General features: G+C 48.8%; 15 protein-coding genes. 2 read left to right on the top strand and 13 right to left on the bottom strand.

What is annotated here, in order from left to right:
- Positions 1–66: 66 nt before the first annotated feature.
- From rpsD to gabD, 13 genes are all read right to left on the bottom strand, one after another.
- Complete coding sequence (rpsD, locus tag OIR97_RS09750) at positions 67–684, bottom strand: 30S ribosomal protein S4 (RefSeq protein ID WP_169545450.1); 618 nt, start codon at positions 682–684, stop codon at positions 67–69.
- An 88-nt stretch (positions 685–772) separates the two neighbouring features.
- Positions 773–1,696 (bottom strand): alpha/beta fold hydrolase, encoded by a 924-nt coding sequence (locus OIR97_RS09745; protein ID WP_169545449.1) that lies wholly within the window; start codon positions 1,694–1,696, stop codon positions 773–775.
- 35 nt (positions 1,697–1,731) lie between these two features.
- On the bottom strand, positions 1,732–2,115 hold the full coding sequence (locus OIR97_RS09740; protein ID WP_169545448.1) for a hypothetical protein: 384 nt from the start codon (positions 2,113–2,115) through the stop codon (positions 1,732–1,734).
- A gap of 122 nt (positions 2,116–2,237) precedes the next feature.
- Positions 2,238–2,984, bottom strand: coding sequence for an RNA methyltransferase (locus OIR97_RS09735; protein ID WP_169545447.1), 747 nt, complete (start codon positions 2,982–2,984; stop codon positions 2,238–2,240).
- 12 nt (positions 2,985–2,996) lie between these two features.
- On the bottom strand, positions 2,997–4,601 hold the full coding sequence (gene cimA, locus OIR97_RS09730) for a citramalate synthase (protein ID WP_169545446.1): 1,605 nt from the start codon (positions 4,599–4,601) through the stop codon (positions 2,997–2,999).
- Positions 4,601–5,998: a cysteine--tRNA ligase gene (gene cysS / locus OIR97_RS09725; RefSeq protein ID WP_169545445.1), complete on the bottom strand. Its 1,398-nt coding sequence runs from the start codon at positions 5,996–5,998 to the stop codon at positions 4,601–4,603. The genes cimA and cysS overlap by 1 nt, the downstream gene beginning before the upstream one ends.
- A 20-nt stretch (positions 5,999–6,018) precedes the next feature.
- Positions 6,019–7,350: a glutamate--tRNA ligase gene (gene gltX, locus OIR97_RS09720; protein ID WP_169545444.1), complete on the bottom strand. Its 1,332-nt coding sequence runs from the start codon at positions 7,348–7,350 to the stop codon at positions 6,019–6,021.
- Positions 7,347–9,011 carry an NAD+ synthase gene (locus OIR97_RS09715; RefSeq protein WP_169545443.1) on the bottom strand — a complete coding sequence of 555 codons (1,665 nt, stop codon included), beginning with the start codon at positions 9,009–9,011 and terminating at the stop codon, positions 7,347–7,349. Before OIR97_RS09715 ends, gltX begins: the two co-directional genes overlap by 4 nt.
- A 95-nt stretch (positions 9,012–9,106) precedes the next feature.
- On the bottom strand, positions 9,107–10,465 hold the full coding sequence (locus tag OIR97_RS09710; RefSeq protein WP_169545442.1) for an MFS transporter: 1,359 nt from the start codon (positions 10,463–10,465) through the stop codon (positions 9,107–9,109).
- Positions 10,466–10,614: 149 nt separating this feature from the next.
- Entirely contained in the window at positions 10,615–11,766 is a 1,152-nt protein-coding gene (locus OIR97_RS09705; protein ID WP_169545441.1) for a nicotinate phosphoribosyltransferase, read from the bottom strand.
- Between the two features lie 11 nt (positions 11,767–11,777).
- Positions 11,778–13,157: a class II 3-deoxy-7-phosphoheptulonate synthase gene (locus OIR97_RS09700; RefSeq protein ID WP_169545440.1), complete on the bottom strand. Its 1,380-nt coding sequence runs from the start codon at positions 13,155–13,157 to the stop codon at positions 11,778–11,780.
- 163 nt (positions 13,158–13,320) lie between these two features.
- Positions 13,321–14,676 carry a glutathione-disulfide reductase gene (gor, locus tag OIR97_RS09695; protein ID WP_169545439.1) on the bottom strand — a complete coding sequence of 452 codons (1,356 nt, stop codon included), beginning with the start codon at positions 14,674–14,676 and terminating at the stop codon, positions 13,321–13,323.
- Positions 14,677–14,721: 45 nt separating this feature from the next.
- Complete coding sequence (gabD, locus tag OIR97_RS09690) at positions 14,722–16,179, bottom strand: NADP-dependent succinate-semialdehyde dehydrogenase (protein ID WP_181017940.1); 1,458 nt, start codon at positions 16,177–16,179, stop codon at positions 14,722–14,724.
- A 214-nt stretch (positions 16,180–16,393) separates the two neighbouring features.
- Between gabD and OIR97_RS09685 the strand changes: the two genes are divergently transcribed.
- Together OIR97_RS09685 and OIR97_RS09680 are read left to right on the top strand one after the other, a co-directional pair.
- Positions 16,394–17,323, top strand: a complete 930-nt coding sequence (locus tag OIR97_RS09685; RefSeq protein WP_219821717.1) for a cation diffusion facilitator family transporter — start codon at positions 16,394–16,396, stop codon at positions 17,321–17,323.
- 33 nt (positions 17,324–17,356) lie between these two features.
- Positions 17,357–17,857 carry a PAS domain-containing protein gene (locus tag OIR97_RS09680; RefSeq protein ID WP_169545437.1) on the top strand — a complete coding sequence of 167 codons (501 nt, stop codon included), beginning with the start codon at positions 17,357–17,359 and terminating at the stop codon, positions 17,855–17,857.
- The last annotated feature ends 5 nt before the right edge of the window (positions 17,858–17,862 follow it).

The raw sequence follows: 17,862 nt of genomic DNA, 5'->3' as shown, positions 1-17,862 counted from the left end.
GCCCCGCAACAACGCTGCGGGGCTCTGATAACAACATCGGAAATGTTGTAAATGTGGTCCCTCGAATTAACGAGAGTAGAATTCAACGATCAGGTTTGGTTCCATGACAACCGGGTAAGGAACATCAGCCAATGCAGGAATGTTGTTGAACGTTCCTTTCATCGCTTTGTGATCCACTTCCATATATTCTGGAATTTCGCGTTCTGCGCTTGCGGTTGCTTCCAGAACGAGAGCCATCTGTTTTGATTTCTCGCGAACTTCAATCACATCACCAACTTTAACCTGGTAAGAAGCAATATTTACTTTTTTACCATTTACAGTCACGTGGCCGTGGTTGACGAACTGACGAGCAGCGAAAACAGTTGGTACAAATTTCATACGGTACACAACAGCATCCAAACGACGCTCAAGCAAACCAATCAGGTTTTCTGATGTATCGCCTTTAAGACGAACGGCTTCAGCATACAAACGACGGAAAGATTTTTCAGTGATGTTACCGTAGTAACCTTTCAGCTTCTGCTTTGCACGAAGGTGAATACCAAAGTCGGAGAGCTTACCGCGACGGCCCTGACCATGCTGGCCTGGTCCATATTCGCGTGAATTAACAGGGCTCTTCGGACGACCCCAGATATTTTCGCCCATGCGGCGATCAATTTTATACTTGGCTTGGATACGTTTAGTCATAATCTTATTCCAATAAATCAAAGGATAAGGCATGCCGACGAGGCTTGCACAAGACGCGCACTATAATCATGCGTTTTTAGAAGTCAACTTACTTTGCAGCATTTTTGGCTGCATTCTGTCGCTTTTGCAAATCGGTCAAAAACGCCAAGACTTCCCGGGCAACTTCTTTTGGGGCTTCATGGGTTACCCAATGGCTGACATTCGGCATTTTGAGGATCTTCAAATCAGGAACAAACACTTCGATACCGTCAATATTTGCGGGCACTAGCGCATGATCTTGTTCGCCCCAGACCAAAAGTGTGGGAACCTTGACAATGAAGGCATCGGGGTCCAGTTCAAGGCCCTTCACGCCTTTCGATTTAGGACGTGGCGTCAGCGGCGAGTTTCGATAATAATTCAGCATGGCACGAATGGCACCGGGTTTTTGCCACGCGGCCAGATAGGCGTTTTTATCGGCCTGTGTCATTTGCCCATTTTCGAAATGTTTTTTGAAGGTCCAGTCCCACAACCATTCACAATTATCGGCTTGCAGCTTTTCTTCTATCCCCGGCTCCCGAAAATCTGCCATATACTGACTGTGGGCAATTTGGGTTTCATCTTCTTCCAACAGTTTTGAGAAAATATAAGGATGCGGGCCGTTTAAAACACAGAGGCCTTTCACCCGATCTGGGTGCGCAAGGGCAACTGACCAGCCAATAGCAGCCCCCCAGTCATGAGAGACAAGATAGAATTTCTCATGTCCGAAATGATGCGCAAGCTCGATAACATCATTGATTAAGGGACCAATTGTATAGGCTTTAGGATCTTCTGGCCGATCTGACAGATTGTACCCGCGCAGATCCGGCGCCACAGCGTGAAAATGTGTCCCTATTACCGGCAGCTGTTGACGCCAAGTATACCAGAATTCAGGAAAACCATGCAGGAAAATAACAAGCGTGTCATGGCCTCGCCCGACTTCCGCGTAATGCAGCGTTATATCTGATAATTCAGCAAAACCATTTGTTATCGTCACATTCTTCTCCTGTCGGGCTTATCCCGATCTTTGTCTTATTCAATATGCTTGTGTTTTAACCCAAAGATCATGACAAGAAAAAGCAAAACACCCAAAATTGTGATTATTGAACCGATTGCTGCAACTTGGAAAAGTTCCGGAGATTTCGTCACAATAACCTTGCCAGCAATAAGCGTCGCCGCCCCGATATGAAAAACAAAGAACTGCAGGACCGACAGCGCTGCCTGCTTCAGGCGCCCATATAGTTTAAGCAATATTCCGAACATTACGGGCAAAACAAACCCTAACAGACCCACATGGGCGTGAGCATTTGCATATTGGAAATTTTCCGTAATTCCCATCCATGTACCAAAAGTGACGCCCGTCAGGAGCCACAAAAAACCGACCTTAAGGTGAAATAGATCAAGAGTTCCGCGCATTCTGCCTCCCCCCAAAAAAAATCAGGAACAATTCAGGAAACAGTAAATAAGCTTTTTGTTATTTTATCAACTAACAAGTAATTATCGGGCGATTTTCCCGGCAAAAAGAACGAAATCTTTAACTAATCGTCTTTTTTCTTAGGCCGGGATATCCCCTTGATAATGCCCTGCATCGCCTTGATATCAGTTTCCATCAGGTTAAACCGGTGGAACATATTGCGCATATTGGCAAGGATCACCGGCCGTCGGTTCATGATTGAATCAAAATAGCCGCGGGCATCCAGTTCATTTTCAATCCGTGTGAACAGATGAACCAGTTCCTTTTTAGTCGCCAGTCTTTCTTCATTCCTGATTACGGACTGAGGCGTATCATCGGCTTGCTGATACCATTCATACCCAACAAGCAACACCGCCTGAGCCAGATTAATCGATGAAAAGTCCGGATTTAAAGGAACCGTGATGATTGTGTCTGCATATGTAATATCGTCGCTAGACAGCCCCCAGCTTTCTTTGCCAAACAAGATCCCGCACGCTTCGCCCTTGTCAATGGAACTGCGCATCTCCCTGCCCGCGCCATTGGGGGTTACAACCCGTTTTATCATATCACGCGGGCGGGCCGTGGTCGCATAGACATGCTGCAAGTCAGCGATTGCCTCGTTCAACGTGTCAAACAGTCTGGCTTTTTCCAATACCACATCCGCCCCGGACGCAAGCGGTATGGCCCTGTCATTGGGCCAGCCGTCTCTTGGGGCGACCAGACGCAGATCGGTGAGACCAAAATTAAGCATGGCCCGCGCTGCGGCACCAATATTCTCTCCCATCTGGGGTTCTACGAGAATAATCGCTGGCGCTTGTGTGTTACTCGTCATGTAAAATTACTTCTATTTTCCTGCGGGCGCACCGGCCTTCAGAAGTTTGTAAATGATACTATCCTGCAATGCGGCAAAGGCGGCATCCACCAGGTTCGGGGAAACCCCGACCGTCGTCCAGTTCTTAAGGGTATCATCAATGCTTTCAATGGTAACCCGTGTGACAGCTTCCGTCCCGGTTGTCAGGATACGCACCTTGAAATCCTCCAGCCGGAGGTCTTCCAGATATTGAGAATATTTTCCAAGATCTTTTCGCAGGGCCATATCAAGCGCGTTCACCGCACCATTTCCTTCAGCTACAGACATATATCGTTTACCGTCAACAATCACTTTTACCACTGCATCCGAGACAGAAATCATGTCCCCTTTGGCATTGTGGCGCCGTTCAACCTGCGTACGAAAACTTTCAACCTCAAAGTAATTAGGCACCATTCCCAGACGACGGCGCGCCATCAATTCAAAGCTGGCCGGCGCACTATCATAGCTATAACCGTTAAATTCCCGTTCTTTCACCTCTTCCAGAAGGCGATCGATCCGCGGATCCTTTGGATCAACGTCCATACCAAAGTCTTTTAACTGTGCAAGAACATTTGACCGACCAGCCTGATCCGAAACAGGAATAATACGCGAGTTTCCAACCAGTGACGGCTCGATATGTTCATAGGTGCTTGGGTCTTTTTGAACCGCCGAGACATGCAGTCCCCCTTTATGGGTGAACGCAGAGGGTCCCACATAGGGCTGGTGCCGATTGGCAGCCCGGTTTAGCACTTCATCCAAAAGCCGTGAAACAGAAGTCAGGCTTTTCAGGCCTTCAGCCGATATCCCGGTTTCAAACTGCGATTTAAACGGCTCTTTCAACATGAAAGTTGGAATAAGGCTCATCATGTTGGCATTACCACAGCGTTCACCCAGCCCGTTGATGGTTCCCTGCACCTGCCGGGCACCAGCCAGAACAGCGGCAAGCGTATTTGAAACCGCATTTTCCGTATCATTATGGGTATGAATACCAACATGATCACCGGGGATGACTTTAACGACCTCTTTTACAATCCGGGAGACTTCATGCGGCATGGACCCGCCATTTGTATCACACAGGACAACCCAGCGGGCACCCGCATCATGGGCAGCTTTCAAGCATTCCATCGCATAATCTGGATTGGCCTTATATCCATCAAAGAAATGTTCGGCGTCATACATCGCTTCGCGCCCTTGACGAACACATTCTTCGATACTGGACGAGATCAGTTCAACATTTTCCTGATTTGAAATACCGAGGGCAACATCAACCTGAAAATCCCAGCTTTTTCCGACCAGACAGGTTGCGGGCGTTTTCGCATCAAGAACAGCCGCAAGTCCCACATCGTTGGACACACTGCGTCCGGGACGACGGGTCATTCCAAACGCAGTAAAGGTAGCGTTTTTAAACTTTGGCGGATTTTCGAAAAAAGCCGTATCGCCAGGATTGGCGCCGGGCCATCCGCCTTCGATATAGTCAATCCCCAACTTATCCAGAGCTTCGGCAATAAAAATCTTGTTCTCAACACTAAAATCCACGCCTTGGGTTTGCGCGCCATCCCGTAGCGTCGTGTCGAAAAGATATAGCCGTTCTTTGCTCATTATGCCCTCTTCCAGGTTGTTCCTTCGGGTCCGTCTTCCAAAATGATTCCCTGTTCCATCAGGTCATTCCGAATTTCATCTGCCCGTGCAAAATTCTTCTGTTTCTTGGATTGGATACGCTCTTCTATCAACTCATCAATGGCCGCCCCGTCCAATTCGCTGCCAGCAGCCCCTTTAAACCAGTCGTCAACAGACTGCTGCAATACACCGAGCAATTGCCCGCCTTTGATTAACTGGCCTTTCAGGATTGCGCGTTCTTCTTGATCGCTGGCCACATTGGCTTTTTTCGCGATCGCAATCAGCTCTTTCAACGCAAATGGGGTATCGATATCATTTTTCAGATGATCAACAATCGTATCGGGGACAACCGACAATTCCGCGCCAACATCTTCCAGCTTCTGCATCGCCGTATAAAGCGTATTCAAAGAGTTTTCAGCATTTTCAACACCAACTTCAGTCCAGTTCAAGGGTTGACGATAGTCTGTATTGAGCAATAGAAAACGATAGATTTCACCGGCGCAGTTTTCCAGCTTGCTGGCCTTATCCAATAAATCGCGAACCGTAAAGAAGTTGCCCAGTGACTTGGACATTTTTTTACCTTCAACGGTCAGAAAACCGTTATGAACCCAATAGCGGGCGAAGGTACTGTCTTCATTGGCACAGCAGCTTTGCGCAACTTCATTTTCATGATGAGGGAAAATCAAATCGCGACCACCACCGTGAATGTCAAACGCTTCTCCAAGTTCGGCCTTGGACATCACAGAACATTCGATATGCCAACCCGGCCGACCTTTGCCCCAAGGGCTTTCCCATCCAGGCATATCACCCGGAGACGGTTTCCACAGGACAAAATCTGCGGGATCCTTCTTATAAGGAGCAACTTCCACCCGCGCCCCTTCGATCAGCTCTTCACGGTTGCGCCCGGAAAGTTTTCCGTAATCAGGCATACTTGGGACATCAAAAAGAACATGACCCTCCGCCTCATAGGCGTGCCCTTTATCGATCAACACGCCGATCATCTCGATCATGCCGTCGATATGCTCGGTTGCTTTTGGTTCGCGGTCCGGCAGCCCAACACCTAACGCCGCCATATCATCATGATAGGCCTTGGTTGTCCGTGCCGTGAGGTCAGCAATGCTTTCGTTATTGGCGGCCGCGGCTTCAATAATTTTATCTTCTACATCCGTTATATTACGCACATAGGTCACGTGATCGTCGCCATATTCGTGACGAAGCAAGCGCGCTAATACGTCAAACACAACGGCTGGCCGGGCATTTCCGATATGGGCTGTATCATAAACCGTTGGTCCACAGACATACATTCCCACATTTTTGGGATCGCGTGGGACAAACGCTTCTTTTTGCCGCTTCGCCGTATTGTATAACTGAATGGACACTCTACTTCTCCTCAAGCCAATCAGGCCTGTTTACCAGCAAGACGCGCGAGCGCTTTTTCACGCCCGATCAAAACCAACATATTATTCATTTCCGGACCATGAGACCGTCCGGTCAGCGCCTGACGCAAAGGCATGAAAAGGGCTTTTCCTTTCACGCCAAGGGCGTCCTTCACTGCAGTGGTCCAAATCTTCCAGCTTCCCGCATCCAACGGCCCTTCTGGCAGCAATTCAGCGGCCTTTGCCAGAAATTCGGGATCCTCAACAACCGGTGTAATCGGACCACAGACAACGTTCCACCAGCCTTCAGCATCTTTGATTGTCTCAAGATTCCCCCGAACAGCCAGCCAAAATGCTTCGGTGGCCCCTTCAAGGTTAAGCCGCTTGGACGCCTGCTCCCATGACATTTCATGAAGGATGCGGGCATTAATGTTTTTAAGTTCCGCTGGATCAAATTTTGCAGCTGCACGGCTGAACCGATTGATATCAAACCCCTCAACAACCGCCGCCAGGTCTCCCTGCGCGTCCACATTGTCAGACGTTCCAAGTCGGGCAAGCAGGCTATTGATGCTCATTGGCTCCAATCCAGTGCCTCGAAGCTCCCGCAGGCTTTGACTGCCTTCCCGTTTAGACAGGGGGCCGCCATCCGGCCCCATCAGTAACGGAAGATGGGCAAATGCGGGAACATCGGCGCCAAGGGCTTTGAAAATCTGGATATGCAGGGCTGTGTTGCTTACATGGTCTTCGCCCCGGATAACATGGGTAATTCCAAAATCAATATCATCCACAACGGATGGCAGATGGTAAAGCGGGCGTCCGTCACTCCGAATAAGAACGGGATCTGACATGCTGGCACAATCAACACTGACTTCACCGCGAACATCATCCTGCCAGGTCACTTTTTCCTGATCCAGCAGGAAACGCCAGTGGGGTTTACGACCCTCTGCTTTGAATTTTTCAATCTCGTCTTCGGTCAGTTTTAAGGCGGACCGATCATAAACGGGAGGCATTTTTCGGGCGATCTGCCGCTTACGTTTATATTCCAGCTCCTCTGCGGTTTCGTAACAGGCATACACCCGACCTGACGATTTTAACGCGTCAATTGCCCGATCATATTCCTCTTTCCGTGACGACTGTTTTTTCAGGTCATCCCAATCGAGACCCAGCCATGTCAAATCGTCTTGAATACCAACGGCATATTCCTCGGTTGACCGCTCTTCATCTGTGTCATCCAAACGCAGGACAAACTGGCCGCCCGTTTTTTTGGCATACAACCAGTTAATAAGCGCCAGTCGAGCGTTCCCGACATGAAGGAAACCTGTCGGGCTAGGGGCAAATCTAAATTTTGCAGTCATCTTTTATCTCTGTATCCGTTGGTAATAGGATAGCGTCTGTCCCGACCAAAATTTCGGGTCGTAATTTTCACGCCAGGAGGAGCCTGTCGCCGTTTATATTCTGCAATATAAAGCAAGTTTTGAATTCGGCTAACAGTTTCGCGTTCATAGCCTGCAGCAACTATTTCCGCAAAGGATTTCTCTTCCTCCACAAGCGCATGCAAAATGGCATCCAGAACCTCATAAGGAGGCAAACTGTCTTCATCTTTCTGATCTTCACGCAATTCTGCAGACGGCGGCTTGGTAATCACATTGCTGGGCATTACAGCGCCAGCTGGCCCCTTGAACAAAGTCGACATGTTCGCATTCCGCCACTCCGAAACGTCGAAACACAGGGTTTTATAAAGGTCTTTAAGGACAGAGTATCCCCCGCACATATCCCCATAAATTGTTGCATAGCCGGTGGACATCTCGGATTTATTGCCAGTCGTCAGAACCATCTTGCCAAATTTGTTGGAAATAGCCATCAACGTCACGCCACGCACACGGGACTGGATGTTTTCCTCGGTAATATCTGCTTCAGTTCCTTCAAACAGACCGCCCAGCATGGTCTCATAAGCATCAACAGCGGGAACAATTGGAACACTGTCCAGACGCGTTCCAAGAAGGCGGGCGCATTCCGCGGCATCATCCAGACTTTCCTGTGAGGTGTATTTGGACGGCATCATAACACAATGAACCCGGTCCGCTCCTAATGCATCAACGGAAACAGCGGCACTTAGGGCGCTATCAATTCCGCCAGAAAGGCCCAGAACAACACCCGGAAATTTGTTCTTTTCCACATAATCTTTTAAACCCAGAACCATGGCATGATAAACCCGTTCCAATGATGCACCGGGATCTTTCAGATGCTCCGTGTCGCACTGCCAAGCTCCTTCATCATTGCGGCGCCAATCCGTGATCAGAAGATCCTCTTTCCAACAACTCATCTGCACGGGCAAGGATCGATCCGAATTAAGGATAAAAGACCCGCCATCGAACACAAGTTCGTCCTGTCCGCCAATCTGATTAACATACATCAATGGCAAACCGGTTTCGGTTACACGTTCCACCGCATAATTGATACGGGAGTCACTTTTTTCATGATCAAACGGGCTGCCATTGGGAACAATCAGCAATTCTGCACCCGTTTCAGCAAGGCATTCGGCCACATCATTGAACCACATATCTTCGCAGATCATGACACCGAGACGGACCCCTTTGAACGGGATTGGCCCGGGCAACGGCCCTGCGTCAAATACTCGCATTTCATCAAAAACGCCATAATTAGGTAATTTGGCTTTATGACGAATGGCCGACATTTTCCCATCTTCCAACAGGAAAACAGAATTATAAAGCTTCCCGTTCTCTGACACCGGTCCCGACATCAACATGGCCGGTCCGCCATCCAGTGTCAGTTCTGTAAGCTCGTCAATAGCGGCTTTGATGCTTCGAATAAAAGCGGGCTTCAGAACCAGATCTTCCGGCGGATATCCGCTCAAGAAAAGTTCGGGATAAACGATCAGGTCAGCGCCATCCGCTTCAGCTTCCTGCCGAAATTCGCGCGCCAATTTGATGTTTCCTGCAATATCACCCAATGTCGGGTTGGCCTGTGCCATTGCAATACGTAATTTATCAGTCATGCAAAGGTTTTAACTCTCCTTTGCCCGTCCAGCAATGGGGAGTTTCGTCTTTTTTGCAAATCCGCTGGAAAAGACGGCAGGCAGACAACAGTCTGTTAGCCGTTTCGGTTCCACAAGGAGGGACCGTCGTCCATAATACTACCGGTCTCATCGTCTTCGTCATCATCTTCAACATAATCTTCCATTATGCTCATGGACGCTTTGCTCAGAAAGAACGGATGGGTAATATCCTTGTTTTCATAATGTTCAAAATCGATGGGTTCATCTTCAATCCATTCCTCTGATTCAGGGTTCATGACTGGAACCATGGTTCCTGAACGAATTGGCATGGCCACAAATTCAACCTGTTCATCGACCGGAACAGATTCTTTAATACTCATGCGGTACAGGGTAAAAAACCCGATAAACGCAAAGATTGTTGCCAGAAAAACAAAGAAGGCCGACGCACCAAAACTGGACATCAGAAAAGAGACGATCAACGGGCCGATTACCGCCCCCACACTATTGGTCAAAATCAACCCACTACTCGCGGCCACCATTTCGTCGGGTTCAAGATAATCGTTTGTATGCGCCAGACACAAAGAATAGATCGGCATACAAAAGCCACCAAAGACCCCTGCTCCCAACAAAAACAGGAGTTTACTCTCGCCATCCTGCAGGACAAACATCATGGCGCCGGTTGCAGCGGCTAAAATGGCCGTGCCAAAGATCACTTGCCGACGATCGAAATGATCTGACAGTCGACCGATTGGCATTTGCAACAGGGCCCCTCCAATAATGCTCACACTGATAAAGGTCGAAATTTCAATCAATGACAGGTTGATCAAGCCCGCATATACCGCGGCCATAGCGAAAAACGCACCATGTCCAACACCAACTGAGAAAACACCAATTACCCCCAACGGAGAAATCTTGTAAAGCTGCCTCAAGCCCAGACTGCGGGTCGTCTCCATATTCGGGAGTGGCGACGCGGTGAGCGCTGATGGAATAAGCGCAAACGAAACCAGTACAGAAACAATAATGAAAAGGTTGTATCCGCCCGGATCGGAAACGGTCAGAAGGAACTGTCCGCCGGCCATACCAACCCATATGATTGTCATATAAAAGGACAGGATTTGCCCGCGGGTTTCATTGCTCGCAACATCGTTCAGCCAGCTTTCACTGACAATATAAAGCCCGGCGAAGCAAAAGCCTGTAATAATCCGGAAAATCCCCCACATATACGGATCGGGAATAACGGCGTGCAACAACGTGGTCGTGGAAGCAAGCGACGCCAATGCCGCGAATACACGGACATGGCCCACTGTAACCAAAATTTTTGGAGTGACAATCGATCCAAAAAGAAAGCCTACATAGTAGGCTGACATGATGAAACCGGTCAGTGCAGTCGGAAAGCCTTCGATATTGGCGCGCACACCTAGAAGACTGCCCTGCAAACCATTGCCGAGCATCATCAAGGCGATTCCAAATAATAGTGGCCAACATGCCGATAAAGCTGATCTCACGGGGCTGTATCCGATCACTTACGCTAATAATACGCGTCATAAGACAAAGACAGGCGGTATAGCGCCTGTCCTCTTGCGGCCCTATCCCAAAAGAGACACTATTTTTCCTTTTTCAACAAAAATTCCCGGCCCAGTTTCACACTGGGTTCACCGTCATAAGCTATGATATCTGCGGTCGCATAAGTCTCTGTCCAGCTGGAGGGGAGATAGGACCCGGTCCCGATCACATCAATCGGCACATTCAGACTGCCCATGATCCGACATTTTTCTGCTGAAAAACCTGAGGAAGCAACAATCCGAACCTTGTCGAAACCTGCTTCATCAAGACATTCGCGCATGCGATAGATCGCTGCCGCCGAGACCCCGGTCCCGACGATCCATTTCAATTCTTCTTCAGACCGATACTGACGAATACCTTTCGGCATGTAACGTTCGACAACCGCATAAGATCCAGCCGGATCCAGCCCTTCGATAAATCGCCCGCCATGGGTATCCATTCGAATAGAGATCAAGCCATCGGCCGCCATCTCAGGGAAACGGTGACATACGGCAAGCGCGTCGGTGATTTCCTTACCAAAATAATCCACAAGGACCGTGATCGGTTCACCGGGAAAGCTTTCGATAAACATTTCGGCTGCACGGAGCGTACTGCCCGCATATCCAATCAGGGCATGCGGCATGGTGCCGAGCCCTTTTGTATTCCCGAAATAATGAGCTGTGCTGTCATTGGCATTCCCAATAAAACCGATTGCACCATGCTCGTTTTGCGCAGCTTTACTGCCTACCGATGCAGCATAGGCCATCATTTCTGCCATTTCAGAACCGGCACAGTGGCGCGCATCCATTGCCAAAAACGAAGCATTGGGCAAATGACCGCACATCAGATACGCGTTATAAGCGGCAACGCAGGCGGAACCAAGTTTCTGAAGATACAAGGTCTCAAGATCAACAAGATCAATAAAACTGCCAGTGATATAAATCAGCGGCTCGCCTGCCCCAACCCAGTCACCTTCTTCAAAACAGGGTTCCACCTGAAAAGTATATCCTCGAAGACGATTGATCTCTTCCAACCATTCGACAACAAGGCGAGGGCAAAAGATAACCGGACGCCGCATAAAAATGGCGTAAGTGACTATTTTATCGCCAAACTCCCGGACGACCTTCTTCGTTTTATTAAAATACTGATCTGTATGATCAGATATACTCTGATCAACTGCCGTCAGGCCGGTTTTTATGGATTGCTGATTCATTTGCCCGAAGATTATGACGCAGCCGCAGCTGAAACGTCATTACCTCTTTCTTTCTTAAGGGTTTCGGCAATCAGGAAAGCAAGCTCCAACGCCTGATTTGCATTCAAACGAGGATCACATGCTGTATGATACCGATCACTCAGGCGTTCTTCAGTGACTTCGAAAGCACCGCCAAGGCATTCAGTAACATCCTTACCGGTCATTTCAAAGTGAACGCCGCCTGCATAGGTCCCTTCACTTGCGTGAACATCAAAAAACTCACGAACTTCTGACAGTATACGATCAAAAGGACGTGTTTTATAGCCTGTTCCCGATTTGATGGTGTTTCCATGCATCGGATCACAGGACCAGACAACGTTGCGGCCTTCCTGCTTAATTTTCCGAACCAGGGCTGGTAAATGCTTCTCAACATTTCCCGCGCCAAAACGACAGATTACCGTCATTCGGCCCGCTTCATTTTCCGGGTTCAAAGTGTCAATCAGACGAAGCAGTGTATCAGGATCCTGTGAAGGGCCTGCTTTAACTGCGATCGGATTTGAAACACCACGCAAAAATTCAACATGCGCCTCATCCGGGTCGCGCGTACGATCGCCAATCCAAAGCATATGGGCTGACGTGTCATAATATTCACCGGAAGTGCTATCGATGCGGGTAAGGGCCTGTTCATACCGAAGCAACAAGGCTTCATGCGACGTGAAGAAGTCTGTTTTGCCCATGGCCGGTGTATTTTCAGAATTGACGCCGCATGCTTCCATGAAGGCAAGTGACTCCTGAATACGGTCTGCCATTTCTTTGTAACGGGCGCCTTGCGGGCGACTGGCAACAAATCCCATATTCCACTGTTGAACCTGATGCAGGTCCGCGTACCCGCCTTGTGCAAAAGCCCGCAACAGGTTCAGCGTCGACGCTGCCTGAGAATAAGCCGTCAGCATCCGTTTTGGATCAGGGATACGGTCTTCTTCCGTGAAATCAAATCCGTTGATGATATCTCCGCGATAACTTGGAAGCTCGACGCCATCGATCACTTCCGTATCTGAAGAGCGAGGTTTCGCGAATTGACCGGCCAAACGCCCGACCTTTACAACGGGCTTGTTTGCACCAAAGGTCAGGACAACCGCCATTTGCAACAGAACCTTGAAGGTGTCGCGGATATTGTTCGGATGGAACTCGGCAAAGCTTTCAGCGCAATCACCACCCTGCAACAGAAAACCACGGCCTTCTGACACTTCAGCCAGTTTTTTCTTCAAGTTCCGCGCTTCACCTGCAAAAACCAACGGCGGAAAATCGCCCAGATCTTTTTCAACAGATTGTAGAAGCGCTTCGTCGGTATATGTCGGAACCTGGCGGATTGGCTTCTCTCTCCAGCTTTCAGGTGTCCACAAATTTGACATTGTCTTAATTCCCTAAACAGATATTCGCACTGCAAAACAGCATTTTTTACAAATTACTACAGGCTTTTACGATGAAAGCAATGCTTAAGCAGTGTGTAGGCACACAAATTGCTCATTTTTGCGCCACAAATCAGTGTTTATGGCGCAAACCCGAGGTAAACTTTCAGTCCCCGGTATATTTTTCGCGCATCGTGACAATTTCTTCAGCCAGTGTGGGATGCACCCCTACAGTGGCGTCAAACTGCTCTTTTGTGGCACCGCACTTAACAGCAATCCCAATGCCTTGAATGATTTCACCTGCATCAGCACCGACGATATGAACACCCAGAACACGATCCGTGGCACGATCAACGATCAATTTGACCATGGCCCGTTCGCTTCCCTGTGTAAGGGTTTGCTTCATGGGACGGAATTCAGACTTGTAAATGTCCACTTCACCAAATTGAAGACGGGCTTCCAATTCTGTCAGACCCACAGACCCAACAGGGGGTTGCGAAAACACGGCTGACGGCACATTGCTATGATCAAATGCACGCGGCTTGCCGCCAAACACTGTTTCTGCGAAGGCCATCCCTTCATGAATGGCAACCGGGGTCAGTGCGATCCGATCGGTAACGTCGCCCACAGCATAGATACTATCCACGGTGGTTTTTGAAAAAGCATCGACCACGACCGCACCGTTAAGGGATGTTTCGACCCCTACCGCCTCAAGGCCCAAGCCTTCGGTATTTGGTCGGCGGCCGGTAGCATACATGATTGCATCCGCTTCGATGACAGAACCGTCTTCCAAAGTAATCGCCAGTCCATCGGCGGTTTTTTCAATTTTTGCCGGGTTGGCATGTGTTCTTAAATCCACGCCTTTCTTCGTGATCTCCTGAGCGACCATGGCCTGCACATGATGATCGAAGCCCCGCAAAATCTGTTCGCCGCGATACAGTTGGATTACGTCGGCGCCGAGGCCGTTAAAAATTCCGGCAAATTCAACAGCAATATAACCACCGCCTACAACAACAACACGCTTGGGCATTTCGTCCAGATGAAAGACTTCGTTGGACGAAATGGCATGTTCAATGCCCGGCACGTCCGGCATGGTTGGCGTGCCACCAGTAGCAATCAGAATATATTTCGCAGTAACTGTTTTATCGCCCACCTGAACGGTATTCTTATCCAGGATTGTCGCCCGGCTTTCATACAGCTCAACATTATTATTGCTCAGGATTGTATGATAAATGCCGTTCAACCGATCAATTTCCGTGTCTTTGTTACGGATCAGGGTTTTCCAGTCGTGTTTGGCTTTTGGAACTGTCCAGCCATAATTTTCAGCATCTTCAAAATCTTCCGCAAAATGGCTTGCATACACGAACAATTTCTTCGGAACGCAGCCACGAATGACACATGTTCCGCCAACTCTGAATTCTTCCGCGATCGCAACCTTCGCCCCCATGGAAGACGAAATACGAGAGGCCCGGACTCCGCCAGAACCTGCACCGATCACAAAAAGATCATAATCAAAAGCCAAAAGTCTATTCCTTATAAAAGAGCGCCCGCCCTATTCGTGCCTGTGTTACTTATCCAAGCCACCCAAGCACATGTACTTAATCTCAAGATAGTCATCCAATCCGTATTTTGAACCCTCTCGTCCAATTCCGGATTGTTTCACACCCCCAAAAGGGGCAACTTCGGTTGAGATGATGCCTGTATTAATTCCGACAATTCCATATTCCAGACCTTCACTGACACGCCAGATTCTGCCAATATCACGGGCACAAAGGTAGGCCGCCAGCCCAAATTCCGTGTCATTGGCAAGGGCAATGACTTCGTCTTCCTCTTTAAATTTAAACAACGGCGCCATGGGTCCGAAGGTTTCTTCGCGCGCAACTTTCATATCTGTCGTGGCGCCGGTCAAAATCGTTGGCTCAAAAAATGTATGGCCCAATTCGTGGCGTTTACCGCCGACCAAGATCTTAGCGCCTTTTGACAGCGCATCTTCAATGTGGCTTTCAACTTTTTTAACAGCATTTTCGTTGATAAGCGGCCCTTGTGTTACCCCGTCTTCAAGTCCGTTCCCAACTTTCATGCCTTTCACTTTTTCGGCCAAGCGGTTTGCAAATTCGTCATATACGCCTTCCTGAACATAAAGGCGGTTGGCACAAACGCAGGTTTGACCGGCATTCCGATATTTTGACGCCAGAGCCGCCTCAACAGCGTCATCCAGATCTGCATCGTCAAATACGATAAACGGCGCGTTGCCGCCCAGCTCCATGGATGTTTTTTTGACGGTTGCTGCGCATTGCTCCATCAGAAGCTTTCCTGTTGCTGTTGATCCGGTAAAGGTCAACTTGGCAACATCCGGATTACTGGTCATTTCGCCGCCGATATCCTGTGGCACACCGGTTACTACACTTAAAATGCCAGCGGGCACGCCGGCTCGTTCAGCCAAAACCGCCATGGCAAAGGCCGAATACGGTGTCATTTCCGCTGGCTTAATCACCATTGGACACCCTGCGGCCAACGCAGGCGCTGCTTTACGTGTAATCATCGCAATCGGAAAGTTCCAGGGTGTAATGGCCGCAGTGACGCCGATCGGTTGCTTTAACACAATGATCCGTTTATCGCTTTGATGTTCAGGAATTGTGTCGCCGTAAATGCGTTTCCCTTCTTCGGCAAACCATTCAATAAATGACGCGGCATATGCAACCTCACCTTTGGCTTCGGCGAGCGGTTTTCCCATTTCCATGGTCATCAGGCGTGCCAGATCATCCGTGTTTTCAATCATCAGATCGTGCCATTTACGTAAAATCGTCGCCCGCGCTTTTGCCGTAAGGCCTGCCCAGGCGGGCATGGCTTTCTTGGCCGCATCGATCGCCCGTTTCGTTTCTGCAGCGCCCATTTTCGGAACCGTTCCCATCACATCGCCTGTTGCCGGATTGGTAACTTCGAAATTCGCACCACTATCTGCGTCGCACCATTTTCCATCGATCAGGCCCTGCTGACGAAAAAGTTGAGGGTCTTTGAGGTTCAAGGGATTTTCAGTGACGTCAAGCATTGCTGCCTCCAGAATAGAAACGCGAAAAGGAGGCGAGAGTTTAAGGCAGATTTTTCACAGCCGCAATTGCCTATTCAGACAAAATTAGCCACTTCTTCGATTTCACATGGAAATTTTAACTTTGTCCAACTACTCTCAAATCTGTTGTCGGCGGGTCCGACCCATTGATATAAAAGTTCAAGGAAAAATTTTGGCCAGCGGTTCAAAAAAGGTTATTTATGCGGCACTTATTGGTAATTTTCTGATTGCTGTGTCAAAATTTACGGCAGCCGCGGTAACTGGCAGTTCTGCCATGCTCAGTGAAGGCATACATTCGCTGGTGGATACAGGCAACCAGACACTCATGTTGCTTGGCCTGTCCCGTGCAAAAAAACAGCCCGATAAACTCCACCCGTTTGGATATGGTATGGAGGTTTATTTTTGGTCTTTCATGGTGGCGATCCTTATATTTGCTTTGGGATCCGGTATCTCCTTTTATGAAGGTATTCATGCGATCCAGTCACCGACAGCGATCAAAAATCCGAACTGGAACTACGCCATTTTGAGCCTTGGCCTTATCTTTGAAGGCTGGGCTTGGTCTGTTGCTTACCGTGAATTCAGAAAAGTGATCGGCCAACAAAGTCTTTGGCGGGCAATCAAGCGCAGTAAAGATCCGACCATCTTTACGGTTTTGCTGGAAGACACTGCCGCGATGCTGGGTCTTTTGATTGCCCTCGTCGGTATTTCAATTGCGCAATACTACGATGCGCCTGTTTTTGATGGCATTGCATCCGTCCTCATTGGTATTCTACTGGCATCAGTCGCCATCATTCTCTCCATAGAATGTAAAGGCCTGTTAATTGGTGAAAGTGCATCGATTGAAGTAACCGGGAAAATCGAAAACATTATCAAAAGTGATCCCGGAATTCTGGCCGTTAATGAAACACTGACCATGCATTTAGGCCCTGATGATATCCTGCTGAACATCAGTGTCGACTTTAAAGAAGAGATGGGGGCAAATGAAGTTGAAGCGTCCACATCCCGTTTGGAACGACTTATTAAGGCTGAGTTTCCACAAATTCGGCGTATTTTTATAGAAGCACAAAGTATTGCTGGGCATCGCCAGAATTTAGCGACCTAGCGCGTTTAGTATTAAGTAGAGGCAGTACAGACTATGGAGCAGGATCCAAACCGGGACCTAAAACGCGAAGAAAATTTTAATAAGGTAGAAAGGGTCCCGGCCCTATCTGCTGATCAGTTCGTTTCTCCATTACCCCGCAGGTTGTTTGAATGGTGGGCCGGGTTTGCCCCGGCCCTTCCCTCGCGCACTGATTTCGACATCACACAGCATCGCAGTTTACCCGCCAACATATTCTTAATCGAAGTTCTGGGGCCTGGTCATTTTCTCTATCGCCTTCATGGTGATACGGTGGCGGATCTGATCGGCCGCAGAACCCTTAATCACGAATTTTCTGACGAGAATGGCAGCCTTGATGACCGCCTGTTAGCCAAGCATATGCGAAGGGTTGCAACCGAAAAGGTGGCGTATCAGTGTTTTGGGGACCTTGCGATCCTGGACAAAGAATTTATCAATTTTGAATCTGTTGATTGCCCGCTCGAAAACGAGGACGGTATTGTCACTCATATTTTAGGGGTTTTCGCTGAAGTCAGGTAAAGCAG

It is taken from the genome of Sneathiella aquimaris, assembly GCF_026409565.1.
GTDB lineage: Bacteria > Pseudomonadota > Alphaproteobacteria > Sneathiellales > Sneathiellaceae > Sneathiella > Sneathiella aquimaris.
The sequence above is the reverse complement of the archived record's forward strand: the minus strand, read 5'-3'. Positions and strand labels throughout refer to the sequence as shown.

What these genes read in the sequence shown, in the direction of transcription:
- rpsD (WP_169545450.1), bottom strand. Translation starts at nt 684, where the DNA reads ATGACTAAACGTATCCAAGCCAAGTATAAAATTGATCGCCGCATGGGC.
- OIR97_RS09740 (WP_169545448.1), bottom strand. Translation starts at nt 2,115, where the DNA reads ATGCGCGGAACTCTTGATCTATTTCACCTTAAGGTCGGTTTTTTGTGG.
- OIR97_RS09735 (WP_169545447.1), bottom strand. Translation starts at nt 2,984, where the DNA reads ATGACGAGTAACACACAAGCGCCAGCGATTATTCTCGTAGAACCCCAG.
- cimA (WP_169545446.1), bottom strand. Translation starts at nt 4,601, where the DNA reads ATGAGCAAAGAACGGCTATATCTTTTCGACACGACGCTACGGGATGGC.
- gltX (WP_169545444.1), bottom strand. Translation starts at nt 7,350, where the DNA reads ATGACTGCAAAATTTAGATTTGCCCCTAGCCCGACAGGTTTCCTTCAT.
- OIR97_RS09715 (WP_169545443.1), bottom strand. Translation starts at nt 9,011, where the DNA reads ATGACTGATAAATTACGTATTGCAATGGCACAGGCCAACCCGACATTG.
- OIR97_RS09710 (WP_169545442.1), bottom strand. Translation starts at nt 10,465, where the DNA reads ATGATGCTCGGCAATGGTTTGCAGGGCAGTCTTCTAGGTGTGCGCGCC.
- OIR97_RS09705 (WP_169545441.1), bottom strand. Translation starts at nt 11,766, where the DNA reads ATGAATCAGCAATCCATAAAAACCGGCCTGACGGCAGTTGATCAGAGT.
- OIR97_RS09700 (WP_169545440.1), bottom strand. Translation starts at nt 13,157, where the DNA reads ATGTCAAATTTGTGGACACCTGAAAGCTGGAGAGAGAAGCCAATCCGC.
- OIR97_RS09680 (WP_169545437.1), top strand. Translation starts at nt 17,357, where the DNA reads ATGGAGCAGGATCCAAACCGGGACCTAAAACGCGAAGAAAATTTTAAT.